Annotated in this window: 26 protein-coding genes, 13 tRNA genes and 2 rRNA genes; 29 read left to right on the top strand and 12 right to left on the bottom strand. The window is 39.5% G+C overall.

Features of this window, described 5'->3' with window-relative positions; translation table 11 throughout:
• The 15 genes from JOC76_RS02080 to JOC76_RS02010 form a co-directional block, all read left to right on the top strand.
• Positions 1–95 (top strand): 23S ribosomal RNA (locus JOC76_RS02080); the annotation flags it as partial.
• 198 nt (positions 96–293) lie between these two features.
• A 5S ribosomal RNA gene (gene rrf / locus JOC76_RS02075) occupies positions 294–409 on the top strand.
• 40 nt (positions 410–449) lie between these two features.
• Positions 450–524, top strand: a tRNA-Glu gene (locus JOC76_RS02070).
• A 36-nt stretch (positions 525–560) separates the two neighbouring features.
• Positions 561–636 (top strand) — tRNA-Val (locus tag JOC76_RS02065).
• Between the two features lie 38 nt (positions 637–674).
• A tRNA-Arg gene (locus JOC76_RS02060) sits at positions 675–751 on the top strand.
• A gap of 7 nt (positions 752–758) precedes the next feature.
• Positions 759–835 (top strand) — tRNA-Pro (locus JOC76_RS02055).
• A 23-nt stretch (positions 836–858) separates the two neighbouring features.
• Positions 859–935: transfer RNA gene (locus JOC76_RS02050), tRNA-Met, on the top strand.
• 14 nt (positions 936–949) lie between these two features.
• A tRNA-Ser gene (locus tag JOC76_RS02045) sits at positions 950–1,042 on the top strand.
• 257 nt (positions 1,043–1,299) lie between these two features.
• A tRNA-Met gene (locus JOC76_RS02040) sits at positions 1,300–1,373 on the top strand.
• Between the two features lie 3 nt (positions 1,374–1,376).
• Positions 1,377–1,453, top strand: a tRNA-Asp gene (locus tag JOC76_RS02035).
• Between the two features lie 41 nt (positions 1,454–1,494).
• Positions 1,495–1,570 (top strand) — tRNA-His (locus tag JOC76_RS02030).
• Between the two features lie 16 nt (positions 1,571–1,586).
• Positions 1,587–1,661 (top strand) — tRNA-Gln (locus tag JOC76_RS02025).
• A 7-nt stretch (positions 1,662–1,668) separates the two neighbouring features.
• Positions 1,669–1,742 (top strand) — tRNA-Cys (locus JOC76_RS02020).
• 9 nt (positions 1,743–1,751) lie between these two features.
• Positions 1,752–1,825, top strand: a tRNA-Gly gene (locus tag JOC76_RS02015).
• A 4-nt stretch (positions 1,826–1,829) separates the two neighbouring features.
• Positions 1,830–1,903 (top strand) — tRNA-Ile (locus tag JOC76_RS02010).
• Positions 1,904–2,208: 305 nt separating this feature from the next.
• Here JOC76_RS02010 and JOC76_RS02005 read toward each other — a convergent pair.
• Positions 2,209–3,174, bottom strand: a complete 966-nt coding sequence (locus tag JOC76_RS02005; RefSeq protein ID WP_205175668.1) for a LacI family DNA-binding transcriptional regulator — start codon at positions 3,172–3,174, stop codon at positions 2,209–2,211.
• A 331-nt stretch (positions 3,175–3,505) separates the two neighbouring features.
• Between JOC76_RS02005 and desA the strand changes: the two genes are divergently transcribed.
• Both desA and JOC76_RS01995 read left to right on the top strand, forming a co-directional pair.
• A complete protein-coding gene (gene desA, locus JOC76_RS02000) occupies positions 3,506–4,537 on the top strand; it encodes a Delta(5) desaturase DesA (RefSeq protein WP_205175666.1) in 1,032 nt (343 codons plus the stop codon).
• Between the two features lie 72 nt (positions 4,538–4,609).
• Positions 4,610–5,128, top strand: coding sequence for a response regulator (locus JOC76_RS01995; RefSeq protein WP_205175664.1), 519 nt, complete (start codon positions 4,610–4,612; stop codon positions 5,126–5,128).
• A gap of 198 nt (positions 5,129–5,326) precedes the next feature.
• On the opposite strand, the gene JOC76_RS01990 is transcribed toward JOC76_RS01995, so the two are convergent.
• The 4 genes from JOC76_RS01990 to JOC76_RS01975 all read right to left on the bottom strand — a co-directional run bounded on the left by JOC76_RS01990 (position 5,327) and on the right by JOC76_RS01975 (position 7,993).
• Positions 5,327–5,518, bottom strand: a complete 192-nt coding sequence (locus JOC76_RS01990) for a hypothetical protein (RefSeq protein WP_239557474.1) — start codon at positions 5,516–5,518, stop codon at positions 5,327–5,329.
• 114 nt (positions 5,519–5,632) lie between these two features.
• Positions 5,633–6,835, bottom strand: coding sequence for an MFS transporter (locus tag JOC76_RS01985; RefSeq protein WP_205175662.1), 1,203 nt, complete (start codon positions 6,833–6,835; stop codon positions 5,633–5,635).
• 12 nt (positions 6,836–6,847) lie between these two features.
• Positions 6,848–7,231, bottom strand: coding sequence for a MarR family winged helix-turn-helix transcriptional regulator (locus JOC76_RS01980; RefSeq protein ID WP_205175736.1), 384 nt, complete (start codon positions 7,229–7,231; stop codon positions 6,848–6,850).
• 174 nt (positions 7,232–7,405) lie between these two features.
• Positions 7,406–7,993 (bottom strand): guanylate kinase, encoded by a 588-nt coding sequence (locus tag JOC76_RS01975; protein WP_205175660.1) that lies wholly within the window; start codon positions 7,991–7,993, stop codon positions 7,406–7,408.
• Between the two features lie 433 nt (positions 7,994–8,426).
• Between JOC76_RS01975 and JOC76_RS01970 the strand changes: the two genes are divergently transcribed.
• From JOC76_RS01970 to JOC76_RS01955, 4 genes are all read left to right on the top strand, one after another.
• A complete protein-coding gene (locus JOC76_RS01970; protein WP_205175658.1) occupies positions 8,427–9,062 on the top strand; it encodes a hypothetical protein in 636 nt (211 codons plus the stop codon).
• A 140-nt stretch (positions 9,063–9,202) separates the two neighbouring features.
• Positions 9,203–10,168: a quinone oxidoreductase family protein gene (locus tag JOC76_RS01965; protein WP_205175656.1), complete on the top strand. Its 966-nt coding sequence runs from the start codon at positions 9,203–9,205 to the stop codon at positions 10,166–10,168.
• Between the two features lie 15 nt (positions 10,169–10,183).
• The gene (locus JOC76_RS01960; RefSeq protein WP_205175654.1) at positions 10,184–11,026 is read left to right on the top strand and encodes an MBL fold metallo-hydrolase; all 843 of its coding nucleotides are present in this window, start codon (positions 10,184–10,186) and stop codon (positions 11,024–11,026) included.
• The gene (locus tag JOC76_RS01955; RefSeq protein ID WP_205175652.1) at positions 11,001–11,138 is read left to right on the top strand and encodes a hypothetical protein; all 138 of its coding nucleotides are present in this window, start codon (positions 11,001–11,003) and stop codon (positions 11,136–11,138) included. The genes JOC76_RS01960 and JOC76_RS01955 overlap by 26 nt, the downstream gene beginning before the upstream one ends.
• Before the next feature lie 52 nt (positions 11,139–11,190).
• On the opposite strand, the gene JOC76_RS01950 is transcribed toward JOC76_RS01955, so the two are convergent.
• The gene (locus JOC76_RS01950) at positions 11,191–11,943 is read right to left on the bottom strand and encodes a class I SAM-dependent methyltransferase (RefSeq protein WP_205175650.1); all 753 of its coding nucleotides are present in this window, start codon (positions 11,941–11,943) and stop codon (positions 11,191–11,193) included.
• 168 nt (positions 11,944–12,111) lie between these two features.
• Here JOC76_RS01950 and JOC76_RS01945 point away from each other — a divergent pair, with 168 nt between their 5' ends.
• Positions 12,112–12,492, top strand: a complete 381-nt coding sequence (locus JOC76_RS01945) for a TerB family tellurite resistance protein (protein WP_205175648.1) — start codon at positions 12,112–12,114, stop codon at positions 12,490–12,492.
• Positions 12,493–12,530: 38 nt separating this feature from the next.
• On the opposite strand, the gene JOC76_RS01940 is transcribed toward JOC76_RS01945, so the two are convergent.
• On the bottom strand, positions 12,531–12,686 hold the full coding sequence (locus tag JOC76_RS01940; protein WP_205175646.1) for a hypothetical protein: 156 nt from the start codon (positions 12,684–12,686) through the stop codon (positions 12,531–12,533).
• Positions 12,687–12,870: 184 nt separating this feature from the next.
• On the opposite strand from JOC76_RS01940, the gene JOC76_RS01935 reads away from it, so the two are divergent.
• Positions 12,871–14,421: a bifunctional GNAT family N-acetyltransferase/carbon-nitrogen hydrolase family protein gene (locus tag JOC76_RS01935; RefSeq protein ID WP_205175645.1), complete on the top strand. Its 1,551-nt coding sequence runs from the start codon at positions 12,871–12,873 to the stop codon at positions 14,419–14,421.
• Positions 14,422–14,623: 202 nt separating this feature from the next.
• Positions 14,624–16,189: a catalase gene (locus tag JOC76_RS01930; protein WP_205175644.1), complete on the top strand. Its 1,566-nt coding sequence runs from the start codon at positions 14,624–14,626 to the stop codon at positions 16,187–16,189.
• Between the two features lie 57 nt (positions 16,190–16,246).
• Here JOC76_RS01930 and JOC76_RS01925 read toward each other — a convergent pair whose 3' ends face one another.
• Positions 16,247–16,438 (bottom strand): hypothetical protein, encoded by a 192-nt coding sequence (locus JOC76_RS01925; protein WP_205175643.1) that lies wholly within the window; start codon positions 16,436–16,438, stop codon positions 16,247–16,249.
• A 191-nt stretch (positions 16,439–16,629) separates the two neighbouring features.
• On the opposite strand from JOC76_RS01925, the gene JOC76_RS01920 reads away from it, so the two are divergent.
• Entirely contained in the window at positions 16,630–17,304 is a 675-nt protein-coding gene (locus tag JOC76_RS01920) for a DUF421 domain-containing protein (protein WP_205175642.1), read from the top strand.
• Between the two features lie 47 nt (positions 17,305–17,351).
• On the opposite strand, the gene JOC76_RS01915 is transcribed toward JOC76_RS01920, so the two are convergent.
• A complete protein-coding gene (locus JOC76_RS01915) occupies positions 17,352–18,716 on the bottom strand; it encodes a S8 family peptidase (RefSeq protein WP_205175641.1) in 1,365 nt (454 codons plus the stop codon).
• A gap of 96 nt (positions 18,717–18,812) precedes the next feature.
• Positions 18,813–19,736: a PD-(D/E)XK nuclease family protein gene (locus tag JOC76_RS01910; RefSeq protein ID WP_205175640.1), complete on the bottom strand. Its 924-nt coding sequence runs from the start codon at positions 19,734–19,736 to the stop codon at positions 18,813–18,815.
• A 114-nt stretch (positions 19,737–19,850) separates the two neighbouring features.
• Between JOC76_RS01910 and JOC76_RS01905 the strand changes: the two genes are divergently transcribed.
• Positions 19,851–20,441: an MOSC domain-containing protein gene (locus tag JOC76_RS01905; protein WP_307784676.1), complete on the top strand. Its 591-nt coding sequence runs from the start codon at positions 19,851–19,853 to the stop codon at positions 20,439–20,441.
• A 71-nt stretch (positions 20,442–20,512) separates the two neighbouring features.
• On the opposite strand, the gene JOC76_RS01900 is transcribed toward JOC76_RS01905, so the two are convergent.
• Positions 20,513–21,217, bottom strand: coding sequence for a DUF421 domain-containing protein (locus JOC76_RS01900; protein WP_205175734.1), 705 nt, complete (start codon positions 21,215–21,217; stop codon positions 20,513–20,515).
• Positions 21,218–21,900: 683 nt separating this feature from the next.
• Between JOC76_RS01900 and JOC76_RS01895 the strand changes: the two genes are divergently transcribed.
• Complete coding sequence (locus tag JOC76_RS01895; RefSeq protein WP_205175639.1) at positions 21,901–22,071, top strand: hypothetical protein; 171 nt, start codon at positions 21,901–21,903, stop codon at positions 22,069–22,071.
• An 89-nt stretch (positions 22,072–22,160) separates the two neighbouring features.
• On the opposite strand, the gene JOC76_RS01890 is transcribed toward JOC76_RS01895, so the two are convergent.
• Entirely contained in the window at positions 22,161–22,589 is a 429-nt protein-coding gene (locus JOC76_RS01890) for a DUF1284 domain-containing protein (RefSeq protein ID WP_372441888.1), read from the bottom strand.
• 155 nt (positions 22,590–22,744) lie between these two features.
• Between JOC76_RS01890 and JOC76_RS01885 the strand changes: the two genes are divergently transcribed.
• Both JOC76_RS01885 and JOC76_RS01880 read left to right on the top strand, forming a co-directional pair.
• Positions 22,745–23,284, top strand: coding sequence for a CcdC protein domain-containing protein (locus JOC76_RS01885; RefSeq protein WP_205175637.1), 540 nt, complete (start codon positions 22,745–22,747; stop codon positions 23,282–23,284).
• A gap of 288 nt (positions 23,285–23,572) precedes the next feature.
• Positions 23,573–25,882 carry a YhgE/Pip domain-containing protein gene (locus JOC76_RS01880; protein ID WP_205175635.1) on the top strand — a complete coding sequence of 770 codons (2,310 nt, stop codon included), beginning with the start codon at positions 23,573–23,575 and terminating at the stop codon, positions 25,880–25,882.
• Positions 25,883–25,927: the final 45 nt, after the last annotated feature.

The following is a 25,927-nucleotide window of genomic DNA, read 5'->3' as shown; positions in this document are numbered from 1 at the left end:
AAGATCCCTGAAAGATGATCAGGTTGATAGGTCAGAGGTGGAAGCGTGGTGACATGTGGAGCTGACTGATACTAATCGATCGAGGACTTAACCAAAACGAAAAGCGGAGGCGACTGTTCTGCCTCGAAATGCGCTGGAGCTTCTGGCGGAAAAGTCGATAGACTTTGACAGAAGAAGCGAAGCGACTCGAGAGGCAAGGAGCCGAAGCTGGACATGTAAGTGATTGAACTCGTTTTTACAAACTTCTTCTACATTATCTAGTTTTGAGAGAATGAACTCTCTAGTTTAATAAGTCTGGTAATAATGGCGAGAAGGTCACACCCGTTCCCATACCGAACACGGAAGTTAAGCTTCTCAGCGCCGATGGTAGTTGGGACCTTGTCCCTGTGAGAGTAGGACTTTGCCAGGCTTTGCCCCTTTGGGGCTATTATTTTGTCAATTTTACAAATGGCCCCTTGGTCAAGCGGTTAAGACACCGCCCTTTCACGGCGGTAACACGGGTTCGAATCCCGTAGGGGTCACCAATTACTCGCGACAGCGAAAATAACTATCATTAAAATGGAGGATTAGCTCAGCTGGGAGAGCATCTGCCTTACAAGCAGAGGGTCGGCGGTTCGATCCCGTCATCCTCCACCATGATTTTTTCATGAAAGTGAAAATAATCGCCATTATTTGCGCCCGTAGCTCAATTGGATAGAGCGTCTGACTACGGATCAGAAGGTTATGGGTTCGACTCCTTTCGGGCGCGCCATATATATCGGGAAGTAGCTCAGCTTGGTAGAGCACTTGGTTTGGGACCAAGGGGTCGCAGGTTCGAATCCTGTCTTCCCGACCAGTCGAAGGTTAATAAATGTTTATGGCGGTGTAGCTCAGCTGGCTAGAGCGTACGGTTCATACCCGTAAGGTCGGGGGTTCGATCCCCTCCGCCGCTACCATATAGTTTTTTTACGGAGGAATACCCAAGTCCGGCTGAAGGGATCGGTCTTGAAAACCGACAGGCGGGTTAAACCGCGCGGGGGTTCGAATCCCTCTTCCTCCGCCATATTTTTTTCTTAGAATGAATATTTCTATTATCGCGGGGTGGAGCACGATCGAATAAACTTCTTCGATTACTCTACAGCGCACCGATTGAACTGCTACTTGGTTAAGCATTCTGAAATCGGTGCGACAGAAGAGCGTTGCTTCAAAGAATAATCTGCGAGTTGTACCCATCGAGCTGCTGCTTGAATAAGCTTTCTGAGATGGGGACAGTCAGTAACAAAACATGGAGCATGCTTCAAACATTATACTTCTTATTATCGCGGGGTGGAGCAGTCCGGTAGCTCGTCGGGCTCATAACCCGAAGGTCGCAGGTTCAAATCCTGTCCCCGCAATTTGGTCTGGTAGTTCAGTTGGTTAGAATGCCTGCCTGTCACGCAGGAGGTCGCGGGTTCGAGTCCCGTCCAGACCGCCATTTTTAGACTAGTAGTTTGAATTCTATTTATATACATTTCGGCGGCTGTGGCGAAGTGGTTAACGCATCGGATTGTGGTTCCGACATTCGTGGGTTCGATTCCCATCAGCCGCCCCATTCTTCTTTTAAATATTGGGCTATAGCCAAGCGGTAAGGCATCGCACTTTGACTGCGACATGCGTTGGTTCAAATCCAGCTAGCCCAGCCATTTTTAAGGCAGCATAGCCAAGTGGTAAGGCCGAGGTCTGCAAAACCTCTATCCCCGGTTCGAATCCGGGTGTTGCCTCCAAATTAATATGCGGGTGTAGTTTACTGGTAAAACCTCAGCCTTCCAAGCTGATGTAGTGGGTTCGATTCCCATCACCCGCTCCAATAGGGGCCTATAGCTCAGCTGGTTAGAGCGCACGCCTGATAAGCGTGAGGTCGATGGTTCGAGTCCATTTAGGCCCACTAAAAAATACCTGATTCCAATATAGGAGTCAGGTGTTTTTTTATGCGTGTATATTTTGAATTTTATTGGTTTTAGAAAACAAGTAATGTCCTCATCAATATCGAAAAAAATGATTTGTTTATTCATCATCTATACCTCAGAATCAATACAACACCGCCGTAACGCTCAGGGAACCCTGATCACGCCGACTAGATGTTGTATCTTTTTGCATTTAAAGAATATTGTATGAAACGCGTTTCAGGTCAAGGGCTTTTTATTTTTTACATAAGAAAAGGACTTTACTACGGATAAGTCCTATATAAAATCATACGGATTCACGTTCAATTAACATAAGGGGCAACTCTTGAAAACTAATTTTGTCACTATCATGAATCCCCTGCAAAAATAGTTTCCTGCCAATCTCCATTAGCGGGATTTCGATCGTTGTAATATTCATCATTTCGGCAATGGGCTGATTATTAAATCCAATAATGGCTAAATCATTTGGAATTGAGATATTCCGATTTTGCGCGCTGGTCACAATCCCGGCTGCCACCTCATCACTTGTAACCAGCAAGGCTGAAGGAGGATTGGGCATTTGTTGAATCAAATCAACTACTTTTTTTCCATCCTCAAAGCGAAAACAGTCACTAATAATATATTTAGGATCGAACGGGAGTTGATATTTTTCAATAAAATGCAGATAGGCCAATGCTCTATTTTTACTATTAGTACCTGTGCTGCGGTAAATACAATACCCAATTTTTCGATGCCCTTTATGATATAAGTATTCAAGAGCGGTCATAAAACCTTGATAGTGGTCTACAAAAGTAGAGGATACATTTCTTCCCCGAGTATCTTCGCATAAAATAATCGGTCCATAGACCAAATATTCTTTAATCAACGACCAATCGGAGATTCGTGAACAGATAATTAAGGCATCTATCTGCTTTTGTTTTAGCATTTTTAGTGCTTCAAGTTCCTTTGCCTTCTCATAGTTGGTTTGGAAAAGGACAAGTTTATAGTTATTTTCTAAGGCTTCCGCTGCAATCCCCTTCATTAAAAGAGAAAAGTATGGATGGTCAATAAAGGGTACGACGACACCAATTAGAAAAGTCTTTCCCATACTTAAATGGATCGCATTAATATTTGGATGATACTTGCTCTCATTAATAGCTGCTAGAACAGCATTTCGTTTTTCCTCACTTACATATGGATGGTTATTAAGAACCCGCGAAACGGTTGTTACCGACACCCCAGCCATCTTGGCTAAATCCCTAATATTAGTCAATACATCACCTTCTTTTATTACACCTGTTTAGTACGATTATAGTGCATAAGGTAAATAATCAAAATAAAGAGAGACTAAAACAGCGCCTTTTGCCTGAAATGGATACCGAGAAAAGAAGAGTCAACAAAAAAACTTGAAATTTCATTATGTAATTTATTCCAGATAATCCTCCATAAACCGAGTAAAATCAATGGTGCCTGACACCATTTTTAATATTTCCACTTTAAATATGACAATTATCATGGTTGTCATATGACACCTGCTACTAACATGGACAAATCCCTTCCTTTATAATTAAAAAAAAGACAACGAAGGAAGGGAATTTACTAAAATGACCTTACATGATACGAAAAATTTGAGAAAACAAGTAGCTCCGTTTGAAAAGTCAACGACTAAGGAAAGTGTCATACAAATCTTCAACACTGTAGTCCCATTTATTGCCCTTTGGTATATAGCTTACTTAAGCCTATCGGTTTCTTATTGGTTAGCATTGGTACCGATGGTGATAGCAGCGGGCTTTCTGACAAGAATTTTCATTATTTTCCATGATTGCACCCACTATTCTTTCTTTAAAAGCCGCCGTGCCAACCGTATTCTTGGAACGTGTATGGGTGTATTAACCTTACATCCTTTTGATCAATGGGGGCATGACCACTCTGTTCACCATGCAACAAGCGGCAATTTAGATAAGCGCGGGACAGGAGATATTTGGACCCTTACGGTTGAAGAGTATATCGCTGCACCGCTGAGAACCCGTTTAGCCTATAGGTTCTACCGCAATCCTTTGGTTATGTTTGGACTTGGTCCCATTTATGTATTCCTTTTAAAAAATAGATTTAACCGTAAAGGTGCAAGAACAAAAGAACGTAACAACACGTATCTGACGAATGTTATCATCGTTGCGTTAATTGCATTGCTTTGCTTAGCAATCGGCTGGCAGTCATTCTTAGCAGTTCAAGGAACGATTTTCATGATTTCAGGCGCAGCAGGAATTTGGCTGTTCTATGTGCAGCACACCTTTGAGGATTCTTATTTTGAGCATGATAAAGAGTGGGAATATGTATTAGCTGCGGTGGAAGGAAGCTCTTTTTACAAGCTGCCGAAAGTATTACAATGGTTAACAGGAAATATTGGTTTTCACCATGTGCATCACTTAAGTCCAAGAGTGCCTAATTATAAATTAGAAGAGGTACACAAAAATACAACACCATTACAGCATGTTCCAACAATCTCGCTAGCGACAAGCCTCCGTTCATTACGCTTCCGTCTCTGGGACGAAAAAGCGAAGAACTTTGTTACCTTTAAAGACATTAAAGCTGTAGTAAAAAAGAGGATCTCTGTTCAAGCAAAACCAGAACTATAAATTGTTGACATCTTTTTCGCTAAGAGAGAGTTGTGGTTTATTACCAAGCCGCCAGATAAGGAGAGAACTTATGTGATTCGAATTGTGATAGCGGAAGATCAGGAAATACTATGTGAAACCATTAGTTCCCTTCTCAATTTGGAAGACGATATGAAGGTAGTTGGACATGCGGCAAATGGGGAAGAGGCCATTAACCTGGTACATGCTTTAAAGCCTGATGTTTGTCTGATGGATATAGATATGCTGATTATAAGTGGACTGGAAGCCGCCGAGATTTTAAAGTCATTAGGCTGCAAGGTGATAATATTAACCACTTTTGCTAGAAAAGGCTATTGGCAGAGGGCGCTAAAAGCAGATGTTAGAGGATATTTACTGAAAGATAGCCCCAGTGAGGATTTGGTTTATTCCATTCGCAGGATTATTTCCGGCAAGCGGATTTATTCTCAAGAACTGATGGATGAAGAGTGCAATCGAACGGAGATAGCAGAAGAGCCAATTATAATAGAAGCAACAGATAGCAAGCCGATGTTACGAACTGTTAGAGGGTATCTTTCAACCATCCGAGAAAAAATGAAGCTCCTAACAGGGTGATTTCAGAAAAAGAAGCCTTACAACGCATTTGGGTAAGGCTTCTTTTATTTGGGAAACTAATCAAACGATTGTTAGAAGTGTGAGCTCTTAATATAAAAGGGCTTTTTGGAATTAATTAAACGTTTGATTAAAAAATGTAAAAAACTAACCAAACGTTTAATTAAATTTTCTAAGCCCTCAAATAAGCCTCCAGCCATTTCAGGTTTCTAACACAATTTGTTTCTCTTTTTCCACTTCCATTGCTGACACAATATAAGCAAAACCATTCATTAAAAAAACCATCATATTCGATTGAAGCCGTTCACTTTCTCCTAAATAAGTATTGATCAAGATAAAAACGGAATACAAAATGACAAAGAATAATGCCAGCTTATTTAAAATGGCCATCATCGAACAACTCCTTTATTAGGATGCTTATTTAAGCATATTGCCCGTAAACAGGTCTTATGCAAAGGTAAACATGTATAAAAAAAGAGGCGAAAGCATTTCGCCTCTTACCTATATCTATGCCGCTGTTTTAAGATTTGCTCTTAAATCATGCTCCTTTTTCCCATGTAAGAAATAATAAAGAACCGTAGATAGGAAGACAACAATCCCAAGGATGGCATACAACGATCTATAACCTGTAACTGGAATAATAAAACCCAGTAGATAGGGTCCAAAACCAAGCCCAGCATCAAGTGCAATAAAAAAGGTAGAAGTGGCTAATCCCATACGTTGCGGTAATGTTAATTTTACAGCAATGGCCTGTGTGCTTGATTGCATATTCCCAAAGCCAAGACCAATTAAGGCTCCGGCCACAAGTAACATTATACCTGTGTTAACTGAACTTAATAACACCATTCCACCAGCTAAAATAACAAAGCCAGGATACATAATATAGTTTGCGCCTTTTGTATCCATCAAGCGACCTGTAAATGGGCGTGAGAATAAAACAGCAATGGAATAAACAAGAAAGAAAAAGCTTGCCGCACTTACTAAGTTAATTTCATTTGCATAGAATTTAATAAAGGAAAGGACACTTGAATAACAAAATGAAATCACAAGAGTGATGATGGCAATCGGCACTGCCTTTGGCTCAATAAATTGAGAAAGAGTAAAGCTTTTTGGCTCGGCCACAGGTTGTTTTGCCGTAACGGTAAGGGCTGGTATATAGACGAACAAGGAAGTAATGAAACTAATAACCCCTAATACACTTGAAAAAATAAATATCATATGGAAAGTGGTATGCTGCGTCATAAAAAGACCGATAAACGGACCTACGGCTGTTGCAAGAGTAGTACTCATGCTAAAATAACCAATTCCCTCTGCTTTCCGTGCAGCTGGAATAATTTGTGCTGCCACTGTACCAGTAGCCGTTCCCACAATACCAGCAGCTATACCATGTAATAGACGGGTTGTTAGCATAATACCGATATTTGAACTAATTAGATAGAGAAGTGTGGTCAAGATAAAGAAAATTAGACCAATAAATAAAGTTTTTCTGCGGCCAAGTGATTCAATAAAGCGACCGGTAAAAAGCCTGCCAATTAGTGAACCAATGATGAAGATACCTGTTACTAGACCGGCCTCACTCGTTGAGGCATGAAACTGATCTACTGCATACTCCCCAATAATGACTATAAGTAGATAAAACACAAGATTAATTAAAAAGTTAATACCTGAAATAATGATAAAATCTTTTGTCCATAATCGTGATGAATTCACTTTATTAACACCTTACTTTGTAATATTTTTTCGTATTTCTTCCATGATCCGGATAGTCTCCATTTGCTCCTGCTCTGTAATCCCTTCTAAAATAGCCTGCTCGTAATCGTCAATTGTTACCCGAACATCCTTATAAACTTGTTTACCTGCTTCAGAAAGCTGCATTCTCTTTTCACGCTTATCCTTACCAGGTACATGCTCGACATATCCCAATTCCTCTAAGCGGCTCATTGTTCTAGTAACGGTAGGTTTTTCAACCCCCATATAATGGGATAGTTCCACAAGCGTTACTGAACCGTTATGGGCCAAGTAGTACAATATCGTCCATTGAGCTCGATACAGCTGGTGCTCAGCGAGATGAACATTAAGCCTATTTTCAAATGGCCGGTAGAGCATCAATAATTGATGAAAGAACTTTTGAGAAGTTTTAATTCCTAACACCTCTTTAATATAAATAGTTACCAACAGTAATAGTTATCCTAGGTAACTATATCATATTTATTTTCCTATGTCCAGTGCACTAAAAAAGACAAACTGCTTAGTGCACAGTTTGTCTTTTTTAGGCTATTATTAATCCGTTATGGTTAAATTCCTGTCTAAGAATGATTCGATTAACTCACTGATTTGATAGGCTACTTGTGGGGAATCATAATTTTCATAGGCATATTCACAGCTATTTTTGTAACCCAGGGTTTCGTCATAGTGGGTCATATGCCGCTCAATCGCATCATCGGGATCCTGCCGAGCATGCTGCCTTTGGATAACGGTATCACGGTCAGCATAAATGAAAATTCGGACTACATTATCACCATACATCTTTTTTAACTTTTCAGTTCCTTCAGGATTTAAGGTTAAATAGACGTAGTCATGATTTTGAAAAGCATCAACGATGTCCTTTTCACGAATTCCATAATGAATACCATCGATCTCAACACTTTCAAGAAATTCTTCTTTTGAATCCATCTGTTTAAAATTTTCTTCGCTAACAAAGTGGTAGTCTTCACCATCTTTTTCATAGTGTCGTGGCGAACGGGTGGTGTAAGAGATGACAGTTTCCATATCAAACGCGGTAGCGACCATTTTCGCAATTGTCTTTCGCCCCGATCCATCAGGTCCAGTATAAACAAATATTTTTTCTTTTCCTTTGATTTGATACATATTGGAGCCTCCTTTTGATATTTAATGAAAAATAGTTTTTTGTGGGTTCTATGTAGGAATTTAGGAGAATACAACCATTATATCAAAGATGAAATAGAAATAGATGGGCTTTTTGGATGATTTTTGAAAAACCAAGAAGCATTCAATCCGAGATAATCATTGTTAACCACAGATAGTATTCCCACTTAGAACATATTCTTCATTACTATGGCAGTGCTTTTTAATCGGCTTATGTGTCCATTTTTGTCCTGTTATGATTAGCTTACCCAAAAAAGCCGGGAATCCACTAGTAAGCAAAGGCATAGGGTATTTTTTTAAAGAGAAGGATGAGTCCTCTAGATAGAGAATGCTATGAATATCTTTTGAAATCTTAGTAGATTTGAGTCTCCTATATTGTACAATAGAATGTAGATCATACATTTAGGAGACAACCATGGATAAGAAACAGCATTCACTATTAAATTATTATTATGAAAAATTGGTGGGAAACACCTTTGATGAAAAAGATATTTATGGTTTTTTACCAGCTATCCGGAATAAAAGTAAAGAGATTCAGAGCATAGATGAGCTGGCTGATTTTGTGATGGAGCGTGAAGAACATCAGGGTTTTGTGAAACAATACCTTTTCGAAACGAAAAAGAGATTTGAAAGTCTCGGGAAAACAAAATCAGCTTTTCGAATTGAAGATGTCTTTTCATTTAAAGAAATTAAGAATGGCATCAATAAGGCTTTGGCAGCTGCTGAGTTAAATGGGTTATCAAATGAGCAGGTGAATGATTTTGTTACCTGCCTGATTTCACTTCTACAGCAGGTGAAAATCATCGAGGATGACCGTGAAATTGGGAAATTATTTTTTGCTCTTTCCAATAAACAAATTATTTTAATGGCAGAGCTTGAGATTACCCAGAATTTTTTAAAGAAAACAAACGCGGTGTTTCCAGTCCTGACAGCAAATAATACTTATGTCGATATCAAAAAGCAAGACCGTTACGATACACCGTATTTGTTTGATGATAAGGTGGTTGAGATCACGAACCTCGAAGGTAAATTGGAAATTACGATTCCTTGATTGAAAGTAAAGGCGGCGGGTGTTATCCTGCCGCTTTTTCGTATCTAAGAAGATTGAATTCCCTTTCTTGCTTTCTATACGGGATTTCTAAATAATATAAGGGAGTAATGATAAAAAATTAGAATGAATGAGGGAATCATTTGAAAGCACTTGTGTTTAATCAATTTGGGGGACCGGAAGTTTTGGAATACACGGAAATAGAGCCACCTGCTATCGGTCCGGATGAAATTTTGTTAACAATGAATGCAATTGGATTGAACTTTGCGGATATATACAGAAGAAAAGGAAACTATCATTTGGAAGGAAAACCTCCATATATTTTAGGTTATGAGGGGGCTGGAATTGTAAAAGAGGTGGGAGCCAATGTAGAAGGTATCAAAGAGGGTGACCGAATCGCTTTTGCCGATGTACCCTATGCGAATGCTGAACTAGTCGCTGTTCCTTTTGAAAAAGCAATCCCCGTTCCGGATACGGTCCCATTGAATGATGCAGCATCCGTATTGCTTCAAGGGTTGACCGCACACTATTTAACTCGGGATAGCTATGCTGTGAAAAGGAATGATGTTGTATTGGTTCATGCAGCGGCGGGTGGTGTTGGACAGTTACTCATCCAGATCGTAAACCTGCTCGGGGGAAGGGTCATTGGATTAACTTCTTCCGAAGAAAAAGCTGCCGCTGCAAAAGAGGTTGGTGCAGAAGTGGTTTACTTGTATCAGGATGATTGGAAAAAGCAAGTTTTCGAGTACACGGGCGGAAAAGGGGTGAATGTGGTCTATGAATCCGTCGGTTCAACGCTTTTTGACAGCTTTGAGGTTACATGTATTGGTGGAACAGTTGTTTTCTATGGAATGGCAGGTGGAGACCCGGCACCAGTGGATCCTAGAATGTTAATGGATACGTCCAAGACCCTGACAGGCGGAGATTTATGGAATGTACTAACTTCCCGTGAAGAACGGCTGATTCGTTCAAAGGAGTTATTTAGTTGGATGGAAAAGGGGAAAATGAAGTTAATAGAGCCGACCATTTTTAGACTGAGTGATGGCCAAGAAGCACACCGGTATCTTGAGAGCCGTAAGAGCACAGGAAAAATTTTATTGATTCCTTAGGAAGAAGGAGAAGTCATGATTCAATTTCAAAATGAGTCCATTACTGTGTTTCAAAGTGCGTTATTTCAGACTACCTGTACGGTGGTAGTGACAAGGGACCTCGTTCTCGTAGTAGACCCGAATTGGCTGCCTCACGAGATCGAGGAAATTAGGCAATATGTCTCTCAGGTTCGTGAGGATAGGGAAGTGTATTTGCTATTTACACATGGTGATTTCGACCATATCATCGGATATCATGCGTTTCCAGGCGCGAGGGTAATCGGCAGTATAGGGCTAGAAGAGCATCCTGAAAAGATGAAAAAGTTAGGTCTGATTCAGCAATTTTATAATGAGTATTATATTGAGCCACCTTACGAGATTGGCTTTCCGGAAGTGGATTTCGTGATTAGTCAAGATGGACAGCAGTTAGTGTTCGGGGAGACAAAGCTCACCTTTTACCTTGCGCAAGGGCATACTCATGATGGTTTATTTACATTGGTAGAGCCGCTTGGGCTATGGATCGCGGGTGATTATCTCTCTGATTTTGAGCTGCCTTTTATTTATCACAGTGCAAAAGCATATGAGGAAACACTGTGGAAGGCAGAGCAAGTTTTGGTAAATCATCAGGTTTCCGTAATGGTGCCTGGGCATGGACAAACGACGACTAATCGGGACGAAATTCAGCGCCGAATTCAACAATCGCAGGATTATTTGAGTCGTTTGATTGCGGCTGTAGTGGAAGAGGAAGTAGAAACGCAGTGCTTATTGGAAAAAGAAATGCCGTTTTCGTCCAATTTTACGAAGCAATGTCATGAGGATAATGTGGCGATTATCCGGAGGGAGTATGTTGGTGATGAAGGACAATCCGGTGGGGCGTAAACTCAAAAGTGTCCTTCATCTAGTCGATGAAGGACAAATCGGGATGCGTAAATTTAAAAATGTCCTTCATCAAGATTATGAAGGACAAAAAGGGAGTGTTCAAACACAATAATGTCCTTCAAAAAATCCATCCCCTATACGTCTATCAACTCTAAATAATCACCTTACACATTCCGATACAAATACAGACCAAATCCTAATGTATCCCGTCCCCATTGCAAATAGGTCCGTCTCCAGGAACGAATACGCCCTAGCATAGCATCCACATCCGGGTCAGCTGGGTTTTCCAAACAATAATTTTCAATAGATAGGGAATAGAGCCATTCGTAATCATCCCATTCCTCATCACTTGCCACATATGACCAGAGAGGAATTAAACCTAAATCCTCGCCAACTTTAACCGTATCAGCATGACTTTTACATTCTGATTCCTCTGCACCGCCTAGCGCCAATAAATAATCAGAACTTGGGGACTGCTTCCAATAACCTTCCCCAACCAAAATATAACCATTTTTCTTAACCAGACCCTTAAGTGCCCCGAGCGTTGCTTCTAATCCACCCAAAGCATGAGTGGAACCAATGCAAATACCTAAATCAAAACTATCCTGTTTAAATTCCAGGACAGCGCTCTTAGCATCTGCAACCAAATAGTCAATACTACCCACAGGTATCCTGCCCGCTGCATTTCGTTTTGCCTCGTCAATTGCCCCTTCATATAACTCAATCGCGACAGCCTTCACTTGATACTTTTCCACTAAGCGGATTAACAGTTCACATTTTCCAGCACCGATATCAATCACCCTATCTTGCGGCTTTGGAGCGGCAATGCCAATCATTTTCATGAGCTTTGTTTCATTTATAGGATTTGCGAATGCGTGCTGCCGGTGGGCTACGCTTGAAAATTTATTTCGATCCAAAGGTTTTTTCTCCTTCTTTTCACTATTATTGGATAAACTAAACAAAGATTGTACTAATTAATTATAATACGACACGTGAGCAACTAATCTGTTCAATCTTTAAAAAAAGTTTGAAACTTAGTCCCATTTTTTTCGTATATATAAGAAAGAGGAAAAGGAGAGGTAGCGATGTTTTTAGAAGAACTTCAGCCAGAAGAAAAGACAGCATTTCTTGAACTTGCTGTTATGATTGCATCCAGTGATGGCAATGTATCGATATTCGAAACGACCGTACTGAACAAGTATCAAAAGGAATTGGAACTAGAGGATTATAAGCCGACAGGAATGGCTGTTGGGGAGATTCTAAAGACCTTTAAAAGTGAACGATCTAAAAATATCGTGTTAACCGAACTTTTTCAGCTGATCTATGCAGATGGAGTTTTTCAAGACGAGGAAGGCGAATTTGTCCGGTTGATAAAGGAACACTTTGGATTTGAAGAAGATGAATTTAACAGTTTTAAGGATTGGATTGAAAAAATAAGAGAATTATCTTTAACGAAAGAAAAATAAGTTAGGATCCAGTATACATAGGTACTGGGTCCTTTTTTTTATTTTAACTGATCTTTCTTTATTTCTGTGAGCAATTCAACAATTTTGTCATTTGTTCTATTGAGCTTCTTTAGCTGTGTTTCTATCGATAAAATCGTGGCAATCACCAATAACGTAATTAATAATCCCAAGATTCCCAAGATAATCATCATCATCTAACATCATCCTTTCACCCATCAGTATATCTTATAAAGTGTATTCTTCAACCTTTCAGACATATCCTTCTTTATTAAAAATGGCAAGGTATATGTAATTAAGTATTTCATTGGGAACTATAAATAGAAAATAGTTTATTTTTTTAAAATAAGGGTAAGTCTCTAATTGAGAGGATGTGTGAACGTGACAGAGACAGATGTATCTAAATACGAAAAGAAAATTATTATCCGCAACATTAGGATGGAAGATATTGATGCGATTATTCAACTTGGTAAAGTATGCTTCCCGAACATGGAGCCATGGAAACGCGAACAGCTGCGCAGTCATATTAGGATTTTTCCTGAAGGTCAATTCTGTGTGGAATACGAAGACAAAATTGTTGGTTCATGTTCCAGTTTAATTATCAATTTTGATGAATACAAAGACCAGCACACATGGAATAACATTACGGACAACGGTTTTATCACCAATCATGACCCAGATGGATTTAACCTGTATGGAATTGAAGTAATGGTTGATCCCGAATACCGCCGGATGAAGCTCGGCCATCGGCTTTATGAAGCGCGTAAAGATCTTGCCCGTCAATTAAACCTGCAAAGCATTATCATAGGCGGCAGGATACCCAATTATCATTTATACAAAGATCAGATGACAGCTAGAGAGTATGTCGATGCTGTTGAAAAACACAGTATCTATGACCCCGTGTTATCCTTCCAGCTTCTGCAGGGGTTTAGGATTAAGCGCATTAATTCACGATACCTGCCAGATGATAAGGCATCAGAAGCATTTGCGACACTGATGGAATGGAACAATATCGATTACCATCCGAAGTCCCGCCGTAGCTATCGGGCAGCCTATCCTGTCCGAATCTGTGCGATTCAATATATGATGAAAAAGATTGACTGCTTTGACGAGTTTACCCGCCAGGTTGAATATTATGTCAATGTGGCTTCTGATTTTGGTTCCGATTTTGCGGTGTTTCCTGAAATTTTCACCACTCAATTGATGTCCTTTTCAGAAGAAAAAAGACCGGATCAGGCTGTACGGCTTCTAGCAACCTATACCGATCAATATATTGAACTGTTTACGGAACTAGCGGTTCGCTACAATGTTAATATTGTTGGGGGCTCCCATTTTGTTGAGGAGAATGGAGAGGTGTTTAATGTTGCCTATCTATTCCGTCGGGATGGAACCATTGAGAAACAGTCAAAACTTCATATCACACCGAATGAGCGAAAATGGTGGGGAATTTCTGAAGGGAATGAATTTAACGTATTTGAGACAGATTGCGGAAAAATTGCGATTCTCATTTGCTATGATATTGAATTTCCTGAGCTTGGACGGATGGCGGTCGATATGGGGGCGAATATTATTTTCGTTCCATTCTGTACCGATGACAGACAAGGTTATTTACGCGTCCGTTATTGTGCTCAAGCACGGGCGATTGAAAATCAAATTTATACCTGTATTGCCGGAACTGTGGGCAATTTAACACATGTAAAAAATATGGATATTCAATACGCGCAGTCAGGAATCTTTAGCCCGTCTGATTTTGAATTTGCCCGAGACGGCATCGTAGGGGAATGTGATGCAAATATTGACACGGTAGTTGTAGGGGATGTGGATATTGAAAAACTAAGACGCTCTCAAAAATCAGGATCCGTTCGCCAGCTTCAGGACCGCAGACGTGACTTGTATCGAATAGAATGGAAAAATATATTGCGTGAATCTTAAGAGAGAGCGGACAGTTAATTTCTGTCCGCTTTTAAAATAATACTTAATGATATTCATTGGAATAGAATTGAAAGTTATTTCTGCCGCGTTCCTTTACATAGTCTAATTTGGTTATGCTTAAAATCATTTTCCATATAAATACATACTGACTTTGTAGTTTGGAGAAACTCACTAATGTTGTTAAATATTGGGGAGGAGTATTATGAATAAGAATCCAAACTCACACATTGAATCTGAAGATACATTAACTAACCAGCAGGGGCATCCTGTAACGAATAACCAAAGTGTTCGAACTGTAGGAAATAGAGGCCCAACAACATTAGAAAACTATGATTTCTTAGAAAAAATAAGCCATTTTGACCGTGAGAGAATTCCTGAGCGTGTCGTTCATGCCCGGGGTGCCGGTGCCCATGGTTACTTCCAATCCTATGGAACTGTAAATGGTGAACCCATTTCGAAGTATACGAGGGCAAAAGTGTTTACAAACAGGGAGGTTCAGACACCCGTATTTGTACGGTTTTCGACGGTTGTTCATGGTGGGCATTCTCCGGAAACCTTACGTGATCCTAGAGGGTTTGCCATTAAGTTTTATACTGAAGATGGAAACTGGGATTTAGTGGGTAACAATTTAAAAATCTTCTTTATCCGTGACCCATTAAAGTTTCCAGACATGGTACATGCCTTCCGTCCAGATCCAGTGACAAATGTGGCAGACCCTGAAAGGACATTTGATTTCTTATCACAAAGTCCTGAATCAGCCCATATGGTGACGTTTGTTTTTTCACCATGGGGAATCCCTGCAAATTATCGGCAAATGCAAGGGTCCGGTGTACATGCATATAAGTGGGTCAACGAAGAAGGGAAAGCTGTATTGGTAAAATATCACTGGGAACCACTTCAAGGGATTAAAAACCTTACGCAAAAAGAAGCAGATGAAATCCAAAAGAAAGATTTTAATCATGCTACCTTAGATTTGTATAAGGCGATTGAAAGCGGAGATTTTCCGGAATGGGAACTTTATGTTCAAATTATGGAAGATGAAGAACATCCCGAATTAGATTTTGATCCGCTTGATCCAACGAAGTTGTGGTATAAAGAAGATTATCCATGGCATAAGGTTGGAAAAATGGTTCTTAATAAAAATCCGGAAAACTATTTTGCGGAAGTAGAGCAGGTTGCCTTCGGTACAGGAGTATTGGTGGATGGTTTAGATTTCTCAGATGATAAACTTCTTCAAGGGAGGACCTTTTCTTATTCCGATACTCAACGTTATCGTGTAGGCTCAAACTATCTGCAATTACCGATTAATCGTCCTAAGAAACATGTGGCTACCAATCAAGAAGGGGGCCAAATGGATTATAGAACAGATTTCGGTAAAAATAAGAATCCACATGTTAATTATGAGCCTTCTATCATTGGAGGGTTAAAAGAGGCCCAAAATCCTGGGAAAGAACATGAGCCCTACATTGAAGGGAATGTAAAAAGGGAAAAGATTTCTCGTGAGAACAATTTTGGACAGGCTGGCGAAACCTATCGAAGATTTAGTGACTGGGAACGTAACGAATTAATCTCTAATCTAGTAGGTGCTTTATCGACCTGTCGAAAAGTGATCCAAGAGCAAATGGTCGAAATCTTTACCCAATGTGATGAAGAATACGGAAGAAGAGTTAAAGAGGGACTTGATAAGGCGGGAACGGATGTGGATACCAAGATGGAGGAAGCCGTTTCTAAAGCTGAAGAAATGGGAAATCCTTCTGATCCATATTAATAGAATTTAATGGGCTGATCTATAAAGGTTCAGCCCATTATTTTTATTAATCGAATTTCAATTAACGGGATGTTTTAAAAATCGATCAATATCTGCGATACGAAATCCTTTTTTGATGACTGATTTTTTAATGAGTATAATTTCATTGAACATTGCTTTTGAAAGGATGCCTTTAGCTATATTGTTATTAATATGATAGTAAAATTGAGCTAAATGATCGATTGATAATTTATCATATAAGTTTGTCAAAAAATTATTTCCTCCAATGGGACTTAATTATATAAAAGATACCACATCTAAAGTAATAAAGATATTTAATTTTTGTAAATATTTCGTTAATTTATTTTTCGATATTAAAGTATAGACCCATCATAAAAAAGCTTAGGTGTTGGCAACAATATATATGAGAAGAATAAGGACTACTAATAGGAGAGAAATAAATGTACTTAGACATAGCTATAGAATTGATTGTCGGCTTTCTAACGCTTCTTGTGATATTGAAATTTTTAGGGAAAATTCAGTTTTCGCAGATTACCCCATTTGATTTTATTACAGGATTGGTTATGGGGAATTTCGTAGGGGATGCCGTATTTGATGATAAGATTAATATACCAATAATCGTCTTTACGGTAGTCATTTGGGGGCTGTTAATTTACCTTGTAGAAAAATTAACACAAGTTTCTTCATTCTTTCGGTTAGTGTTTGAAGGCAAACCAACACTATTGATTAAGAACGGGCAAATCCTCTATCAAAACTTAAAAAAGAACCATGTTGATTTAAATCAGCTGCAACAGCTGCTAAGAAAGCAGGGTTATTTTTCTGTCTTTGAAGCGGAGTATGTCATCTTAGAGAGGGACGGACAAATTAGTGTGGCCCCGAAACATGATTATGGGGCTCCGACGAAAAAGGATTTGAAAATACCAGTAAAACAAGTGAACTTGCCATTTGCTTTTATCATGGATGGAAAAGTAATCGCCCCTAATCTTAAAGAAGCGGGATTGACAGAAGATTGGCTTCAAAAGCAATTATCACAAAGCAACATTAAGGAATATAAAGAAGTATTATATGCAGAGTGGGAGAAAGAAAGTGGATTAAAAATATCTAAATATAATTGAAGTAAAAGAAAGAGGCTGATTGTTTCAGCCTCTTTTAAAATGCGGGACTATTTTTTATTTTTCGCCGCCATTTGCAATGCTTCAAGGTTGTTGATGATACCATTTCCAAAGTAGGGACTTTTCTTGTTTGAATTTAATCCTTGGGCACTGCTGGTGATGATTTTCGTTACATCTGTATTTTTTAGGTTCGGATTAATGGAACGGATTAGACCGGCTAAAGCGGCAACATGTGGTGCCGCCATGGAGGTACCGGAAAGAGCCGCATATTCACCATTTGAGAAAGTGCTAGGGATTTCAACACCGGGTGCAGCAACATCCACATAATCCCCGAAATTCGAGAAGTTTGCACGCTTTCCATCCGAATCAACGGCCGCCACTCCCAAGACACCTGGATAGGCAGCGGGGTAGCTGCGTTGGCTGGTATTATCGTTTCCAGCAGCCGAGACGACGACAACATTTTTTTCAAGGGCATAGTCGATGGCGCTTTCTAAAATGTCACAGCTTTGATAATTCCCAAGGCTTAAGTTAATCACATCAGCCCCATGATCCACAGCCCAACGGATTCCTTTTGCGACGTAAAAGGAACCACCCGTTCCTTCAGCGTCCATGACTTTTACAGGGATAATCGGATTGTACCATGTAATCCCAGCCATGCCCTCCCCATTATTGGTATCCGCTGCAATAATTCCAGCGACATGTGAGCCATGACCATTATCGTCATCGGGGTTATTGTTATTGTCGATGGCATTATAGCCGGCTATTAAACGGTGGGCGAGGTCGGGATGATCAAGATCCACCCCCGTATCGACTACAGCAATTTTTACATTTTTGGAACCGCGGGTCATATTCCAACCCTTTTCAGTTCCAATCGCAGGTAAATTCCATTGATAGCTTTGATAATAAGTGTCATTTACTTCATTTGGCAAAAAGATATAATGGGGTTCTGCATATTCAACCGATTGCTTTTGGATAAAATATTTTTCAAGCTCATTGGTTGTTTGGCTTTTGGATTTGAAGTTATAAACGGTTTCATGTCTTTCCCTTAAAGTCCCATTAATATCTTTAAGATACTGATTTATTTTTTCTTGGGGTGGGATGGTCTTAAAATTTACGACGATTTCATTCTTGTAGTAATGGCTTTTATCCTTCTTGTTATGATTGATTACTTTGATGGAAGGGCTGTTGTTTAATCTTTGTACCAATTGATGGTTGGCCTTAATCATATTAATTCGTTGTATATTTCCATTTCGCTGCTGTACATTTTGCACTTGAAAGAGTCTGCCAGTGTTATTGGTCTCGGTGATCGTATTGTTCCGCTGCTCGCCTTTATCCAAGAAAAAGGGACGCATTGTAGCAAATAAAATAAGGCCTAAACCCAAAGAAAATAACCCGTAAATCACGCTTCTACGCATACATACACCTCAACATGTAATAGTTTTACTATTAGCATGTTTCTTTATAGAACTTTTTATTATGGTGCCTGTCACCATTTCTACTGTTTAAGTAGTTTAAACTCCACATTTTTCTTTGAAGTTGCAGCGCTGACATTTGTTTGATGTGTTCATCTGGTATTGGTCTATGTTTAAAGGCTTATTTCTAGCAGGATTCTCGAGATAGCCCAACATGTGGTAAATGCTGTCGTTCATTAGTTGCCCAGCAGCGTTGATCTCGAACTGGGTTAATTTATATTCCAGACTTTTGCCGGTTAACAAATATTCATTCCGTAAAATGATGTCTTCAATTGGGATGTTGTGCTGCTGTGAAAGAAACAGGGCATAGAAGGCCAGCTGTTTCCGGTCTTCCTCGGACTCTTTTCCTGTCTTCCAATCCACGACAATCCATTTTTCCTGGTGAACATCCTTATAAACAAAGTCCAGAACAACAAACACATCCACACCGTTTACTTCAAAAGTTTGAAAATCCTCTGAATGGAGAACATGCATTTCAAGTTTCGTCAAAATATCTTGATATGTCTTGCTCTTAAAGAAGTTGCTAACACATAAACGCAGCTTCGTTTTTGCAGAGGCAATCACATCAGGGCTAAGCCCATCCCCATAATAAATTTCATAGAGCATCTGATAACGTTTTGGCTTATGAAACCAATGCTGACGAAACTTAGTGGAGTCAAGATAAGCCTTATTAAGCATCTGCGTTACAAGGGCAATCATTTCATCCTCAGTAAAAAGTCTTTTGCCATCAAGAAAAAGCTTAAGCTGCCGGTCAATCACCTTATGGATTTCATCTCCCAAAAGGAGCGGGATGTTCTTAATATTTTTCAGTCGGTAAGCCGCTTTGTTTTCTTCAGGGGCTTCATATTCCCAGCCATTATGGGCTTCATAATATTGATGGTAATACTTCCGGACACACTCTAAAAAGGTCTTATGCCTGGAATTGGACCAGGAAAATTCCGGGTAATCACGGTAAATGTACATAGTTTTTTCCTCTTCGCTTTTATTATAATAGCTTCATTGTATTGGCAGAGGATTGTAAAAATCAATTGGCATGTTTTGGTGAAGCATTAATGGTAAAATGAAGGCAATATTTATGTGACAGAGAAATGGGGTTATGTTTTGAAAAAAGCACAGGCAACGATTCAAGCATTATTAATTGCCGATCTTCCAGAAACATTCGTGACAAGACGGATTCCCGAAACGGTCTTTGAATTCGGCGGAATTAGAGGCGACCGCCATTTTGGAATCACTAGTAAGGCGGATACGAGACAGCCTATGTATCCTCGAGGAACGGAGATTCTAAATCGTCGGCAGATTACAGTGGTGTCGGAGGAGGAATTAGAGCAAATTGCTAAGGAACTAGAAGTTGAAACCGTGCTGCCAGAGTGGTTGGGTGCAAATCTGTTGGTTAAGGGCTACCCTGAATTAACAAAACTCACGCAAGGGTCACGAATTCTATTCCCGAGTGGTACCGGCTTAATTTGTATGGGAGAAAATATGCCTTGTATATTTCCAGGAGAAGAAATCCAAAAGCATTATGAAGGCCATGAGAAACTTGCGGCTAGGTTTGTCAAAGCAGGCTATAAGCGGCGGGGAATTGTTTGTGCAGTTGAAAGACCAGGGATTGTTCATGAAAAGGACGAGGTGCAAATTTTAATTAATGATTTCTCAAACCCAATGCAATAAAGAGCCTTATGGCAAAAGAGATTTCAAGTAAAGTCTAGTATAGCGGCTGACTCACTTGTTGAGTCAGCTGCTCAGTTATATAAGAAAACCTTCAGATTATCCTTCGAATCAAGGGTTGCCAGCAGAACATTTTTGACTTCCGTATGATATACACGTTCTAAAGCCGAAATAACCCAGGTCTCGTCCTTATGTATTTGTTTTAGCTCCTCTAAATTAAATCTGCCTTCTTTTATAACTGTTCTGGGCAATTCAAATGGGTCTGTTTTCATTTGGCAGGTAGCTGGTGTGAGCGGCGCGTGTTTTGGATCCATAAAAACAGAAATTTTTCCGTTTGCTTCCCAGATTGCAAGGGCTACCTTTTGTAGATCAATAACCTGTTGTTGGCGCATTTCGTCTAATAGGACATCAACGGTTATCCTTGCCTTTTTTAATCCTTTAAATAGAATTTCACCGTTCTGAATGAGCGTGATTGGAGAATGGTTAACCAGCCTTCTAAACCATGTCCATTTAAGGTTCAGATAAATACCAACAAGATATAACACCGCCAATACAATTGTGGTGGTCATAGAACCCTTGAGATTAAGATGGTCGTCAGATAAAGGATGGGCAATAATATTTCCGATGACTAATGCGATCACGAAATCAAGGAGTCTTAATTGGGAGATGGTCCGCTGCCCTAGAATTTTTGCTACAATCAGTAAAAAAATAAAAACTACGATTGCTCGAAGTATCCACTCAGTTATTGTTAATGTATCCTGAGCTTGAGCAAAATCCATAAACGACACATCCTTCATCCATAAACTCCCACTTAGTTTATCACCGATGCTTATTTCATAATCGTTGTTTTTTAAAATTAGAAAGCCCGGGTTTAATGGCACCGGGCTTCTCTTTCTTATGAAAAATAAAGGGACAGATGGGTTCGGGGCTAATTACTCATCATCTGTATAGGCTTCTACTGTTGTATCTCTACATTCCCAGCATTCAGTCCTATTTCTCTCCATAATTGATAATTCTTTTCCACAAGAAATGCAAATATCCATAGGTCCAGACACCCCTTTCTAGTGAAAATGTTTTACAAGTATATGAGTATAAATATTTAAATATGCCATAGTACTAACATATTATGCCGGGGCTAAACTTTTGTCCCTGTCAGTTTCGATTTTTTTAGGCAGGAGTAGCATGTATGGGACATTTGGCTGATGTAGCGTTTGGAGATATGGGGTGGGGGATTTAAGGACAGAGAATGGTGAATAGTGGGATTAAGATGACTAGGCGGATTAGAAATTCGAGCATTTCTGGCACCTCCACAAATAATTACTTTCTACCTACAGTATAGGGAAGGTTTGTAAACGGACGATAATCCAATTGTAAATTAATTGTCAATTTTTTGTGATGGGTTATTTATAGAAAGCCAACGGATGGCACATAATAAATTCATTAAAAGTTCAAGGAGAAGCAAATGGACATAAATAATTACGATCCTAATCTTAATCCAACATCTAAAAAGAACCAAAAAGACAACCTTGAAATAAGTTCGACTGGTTATGGACTTGAATCAGTAACGAAAGAGGCTCAAAGTCAGCAAAAACAAAGGGAGCAAACCCATCCTGCGGAGGGCTATAACCCGTAAGTAAAGCAAATCCCCAAATCTTAAAGGTTTGGGGATTTTAATATAAATATTCTTTAAAAGAAGCCATCGTATAATAACCTCGTTTTAGATTACTTTTTTACATATTTCTCCCGTAAATCAGCAATCCCCTCTTTGCAAACGCCATAGGATAGCCAGGAACATCCCTTACATAAATAATCCAGATCATCTGGCTCAACTTTTTCAGCTGTTATTTGAACTAAATAGGATTTATTATAAATGGCTCCTTCGATTAAATCCAGTTGTCGAATAACATTATGGTCCATTGTTAGGACATGTTCATTGGATCCAACGCCAGCTTCGCAGGTGGTTTTTCCCTTATGGGGGCAGGTACAGCAGGTATCATCTAATTCGGCTGCCACTTGGATAGGGAAGTCTATTTGATCATCTCGGACTTGCCCGACAATTTCACTCATTTTTTTTACAAATTCGGGACTGTAGCCCATACCACGGAAGCCGTGAACGCATAATAAATGATGTCCCCGTAATTTCAAACTCAACCCAATCACTCCTTTTTTTCATTATACCTGTTTTTTTCTGGATATTTTTTTAAAAATATAGGTTATGATTCACCAATAAATGTTCTATGATTATATATGGACTTATCCAACAAAATATTAATTTATGAAGATATTTTAATAGGAGGTAAGAATGAATGACTCAGCATTTGTATTCTATTGTTATCATTATTGCAATTGTAATATTTGCGATTTATCGACGGGTGCGTCGAAACATTGGCTGGCAGGAGTTGCATTCCCGTAAATTGATTATCCGGACGTGCATTTTATTTATTATTGGGCTAGTCTTTTTATCAGTCGGACTTATGCATCCAATCAGCTTAATCTCAGATGTTGTCGGGATTTTACTTGGTATTCTTCTTGCGTATTATGGAGCTGGATTAACCATCTTTGAAAAAAGAGAAAAAAATTTGTATTATCGTCCAAATATATGGATTGGCAGTACGGTCACCATTATTTTTTTAGCTCGATTAATCTATCGCTTTTATGGGATGTACACATCGGGTATCCTTACAACCACTGTCTCACCAGAACAAGTAAATGGTTACCAAAATATTAGTGCAGCTGTTGGAAGTTCTTGGTCAGCGGGATTATTACTCATTATGTTTGCTTACTATATATTCTACTATTTAATTTTATTAAGAAAAAAGAAACAATTAACACAATCCGAAAATTAACATCTGCGAAAAGACCTCGAAATCTTTCGAGGTCTTTTCGCAATGAAGCAGTTGAAACTCAAAATAAGTTGTGATAAAATAACACAGATTAATAAGTGACCAAAATGCTAAAATAGTCAATTGAAGGGTGATGTTCGAAACAAAGGGCTGATAAACCTCATTTTCTACTTTTTTAAAAGTCTTTTTTTATTCATAAAAATGACCAAATGAATATTATAGTCAATGAGGATGAAAATAATAGATGAGGTGAACAAGTTGAAAGCTTTCACATCGGTTAAAAGTGAATTTATGAAAATTTTACGCACACGCAAATTGCTGATTGCTATTATCGGTGTGATGACGATTCCGGTACTTTATAGTGGAACTTACTTATGGGCCTTTTGGGATCCATATGCCCACTTGGATCGAATGCCTGTAGCCATTGTCAATAACGACCAGGGTGCCGTGTACAAGGGTGAAAAGTTAGCGATTGGTAATAATTTAGTAAAGAATTTAAAAGAGAAAAAAAGTTTTAACTGGGTATTTGTAAGTGCTAGCAAGGCAAAAGAAGGTTTAAAAAAACAGGATTATTATTTAGAAATTGAAATTCCAAAGGATTTTTCGAAAAATGCGACGACATTACAAAGTGATAATCCTCAAAAACTGAATCTGGAGTATACCGTTAATGAAGCCAATAACTATTTGTCTTCAAAAATTGGCGATTCAGCCATCGAAAAGATAAAAGAAGAAGTGTCGGCTTCCGTAACAAAAACATATGCAGAATCAATGTTTGATAGTTTAAAAGATGTCGCTGATGGATTAAATAAAGCAAGTGACGGTGCCGGGGATCTCACTAATGGCGTGGCTGATGCCAAAGATGGGGCCGGTAAATTAGAGGATGGAATTATAGCAGCCGGCAGCGGAGCAGCAAAATTAGCAAATGGTGCAAAAACAGTTGATTCCGGTGCTAAAGAGTTCAAGCAAAACCTGGAAGTTTTAGCAGAAAAATCAGTTGCTTTTTCAAATGGGGTTGAATCGGCTTTATCTGGTTCGCAGCAACTTCAAAGTGGATTACAGCAATTCAGCTCTGGGCTCACACAAATGAAAGAGGCTAATACGAAGCTGGAAGCAGGTTCATCTCAAGCAGAGGCCGGGACAAAGCAATTAACAGAAGGCTTAGATTCGGCTGCAGAAAATCTTCCAAGTCTGCAGAACGGTTCCAAACAGCTTGCAAATGGTTCTTCACAGCTCTCGGCTTCCTTAGAAAACTGGAAAACAGGAGCGGATCAAACGAAGTCTGGGGCTGATACCGTAAGCCTTGGTCTGCAACAGGTGCTCAACCAAGTAAGCAGTATGGTGGATAGTACAACTGATCCAACTGAAAAGGCACAATTAAGTGCTTTAAAGGACAGTTTGTCACAATTATCGCAAGGCAGCCAGCAGGTTGCTGCCGGCGTAGGCACTTTGTCTAGCAGTGCAGCACAAATCAAGCAAGGCTCTGATTCATTAGCATCTGGCGCTAATCAGTTAAATCAAGGACAAGAGAAATTAGCAGATGGTGTGAATCAATTATCAGCCGGGGCAAAACAGGTAGTAACAGGTCAAGGACAGATCACACAAGGACTTGCCCAGTTTGGCACGAAGCTCGATGAAGCCCAAACAGGATTTAGCCAAATTGTGAATGGTTCAAGCAACCTAACATCTGGATTAGGGCAATTAGCATCCGGGGCGGTACTGTTACAGGATGGGACAAATAAGCTGGCACAAGGAGCGAAACAATTATCAAATGGCACTACTTCGCTTTCTACGGGTGGGCAAGAACTAAATAATGGGATGTCCAGCCTTACTAGCGGATCTAAGGAATTAACGAGTGGAATGGATCAGCTTGCGGTGGGTTCGAAGAAGTTGAGCACCCAATTGGCTGATGGAGCGAAGGATGCGGGTGATGTAAAAGCAAACAATAGCGTTTATGATATGTTCGCAAAGCCAGTAAATCTTACGAATAATAAGATGAATCATGTTCCAAACTACGGCAGTGGATTGGCACCTTATTTCATATCACTAAGTCTTTTTGTCGGGGCACTGATGCTCTCTGTAATCTTTCCGATGTTTAATCCTGCCTCAGAACCAAAGAACGGATTTAGCTGGTTCTTGGGAAAAGCAGGGGTGATTTTAGCCGTAGGAATTGGTCAGGCGCTTCTCGTCGATGCGGTCATGTTGTTAGGTCTCGGACTGGAAGTCAAAAGTGTTCCATATTTTATTATGTTAAGCATCATTACTAGCTGGACATTCTTGGCTATCATTCAATTCCTAGTTACAGCACTTGATAATCCAGGACGTTTCTTAGCCGTTATTATCTTGATTTTGCAATTAACAGGCAGTGCGGGAACGTACCCAATTGAACTAGGACCAAAATTCTTACAACAAATATCACATTTCTTGCCAATGACTTATACCATATCAGGCTTCAGGGCAGTCATCTCAAGCGGAGACTATGGATTCATGTGGGAAAATATCGGATATATTGTGGTATTCTTCAGCCTATTCCTAGCCGCAACCTTAACATTCTTTACAGTCAAATTCAAAAGGAATCACGGGGACGGTTCTCTTGCTTCATAAAGGTGGAATCATGAGGACGGTTCTCGTGATTCCATAAAGAAACAT

It is taken from the genome of Neobacillus cucumis (assembly GCF_016908975.1).
GTDB classification, from domain to species: domain Bacteria; phylum Bacillota; class Bacilli; order Bacillales; family Cytobacillaceae; genus Neobacillus; species Neobacillus cucumis.
The sequence above is the reverse complement of the archived record's forward strand: the minus strand, read 5'-3'. Positions and strand labels throughout refer to the sequence as shown.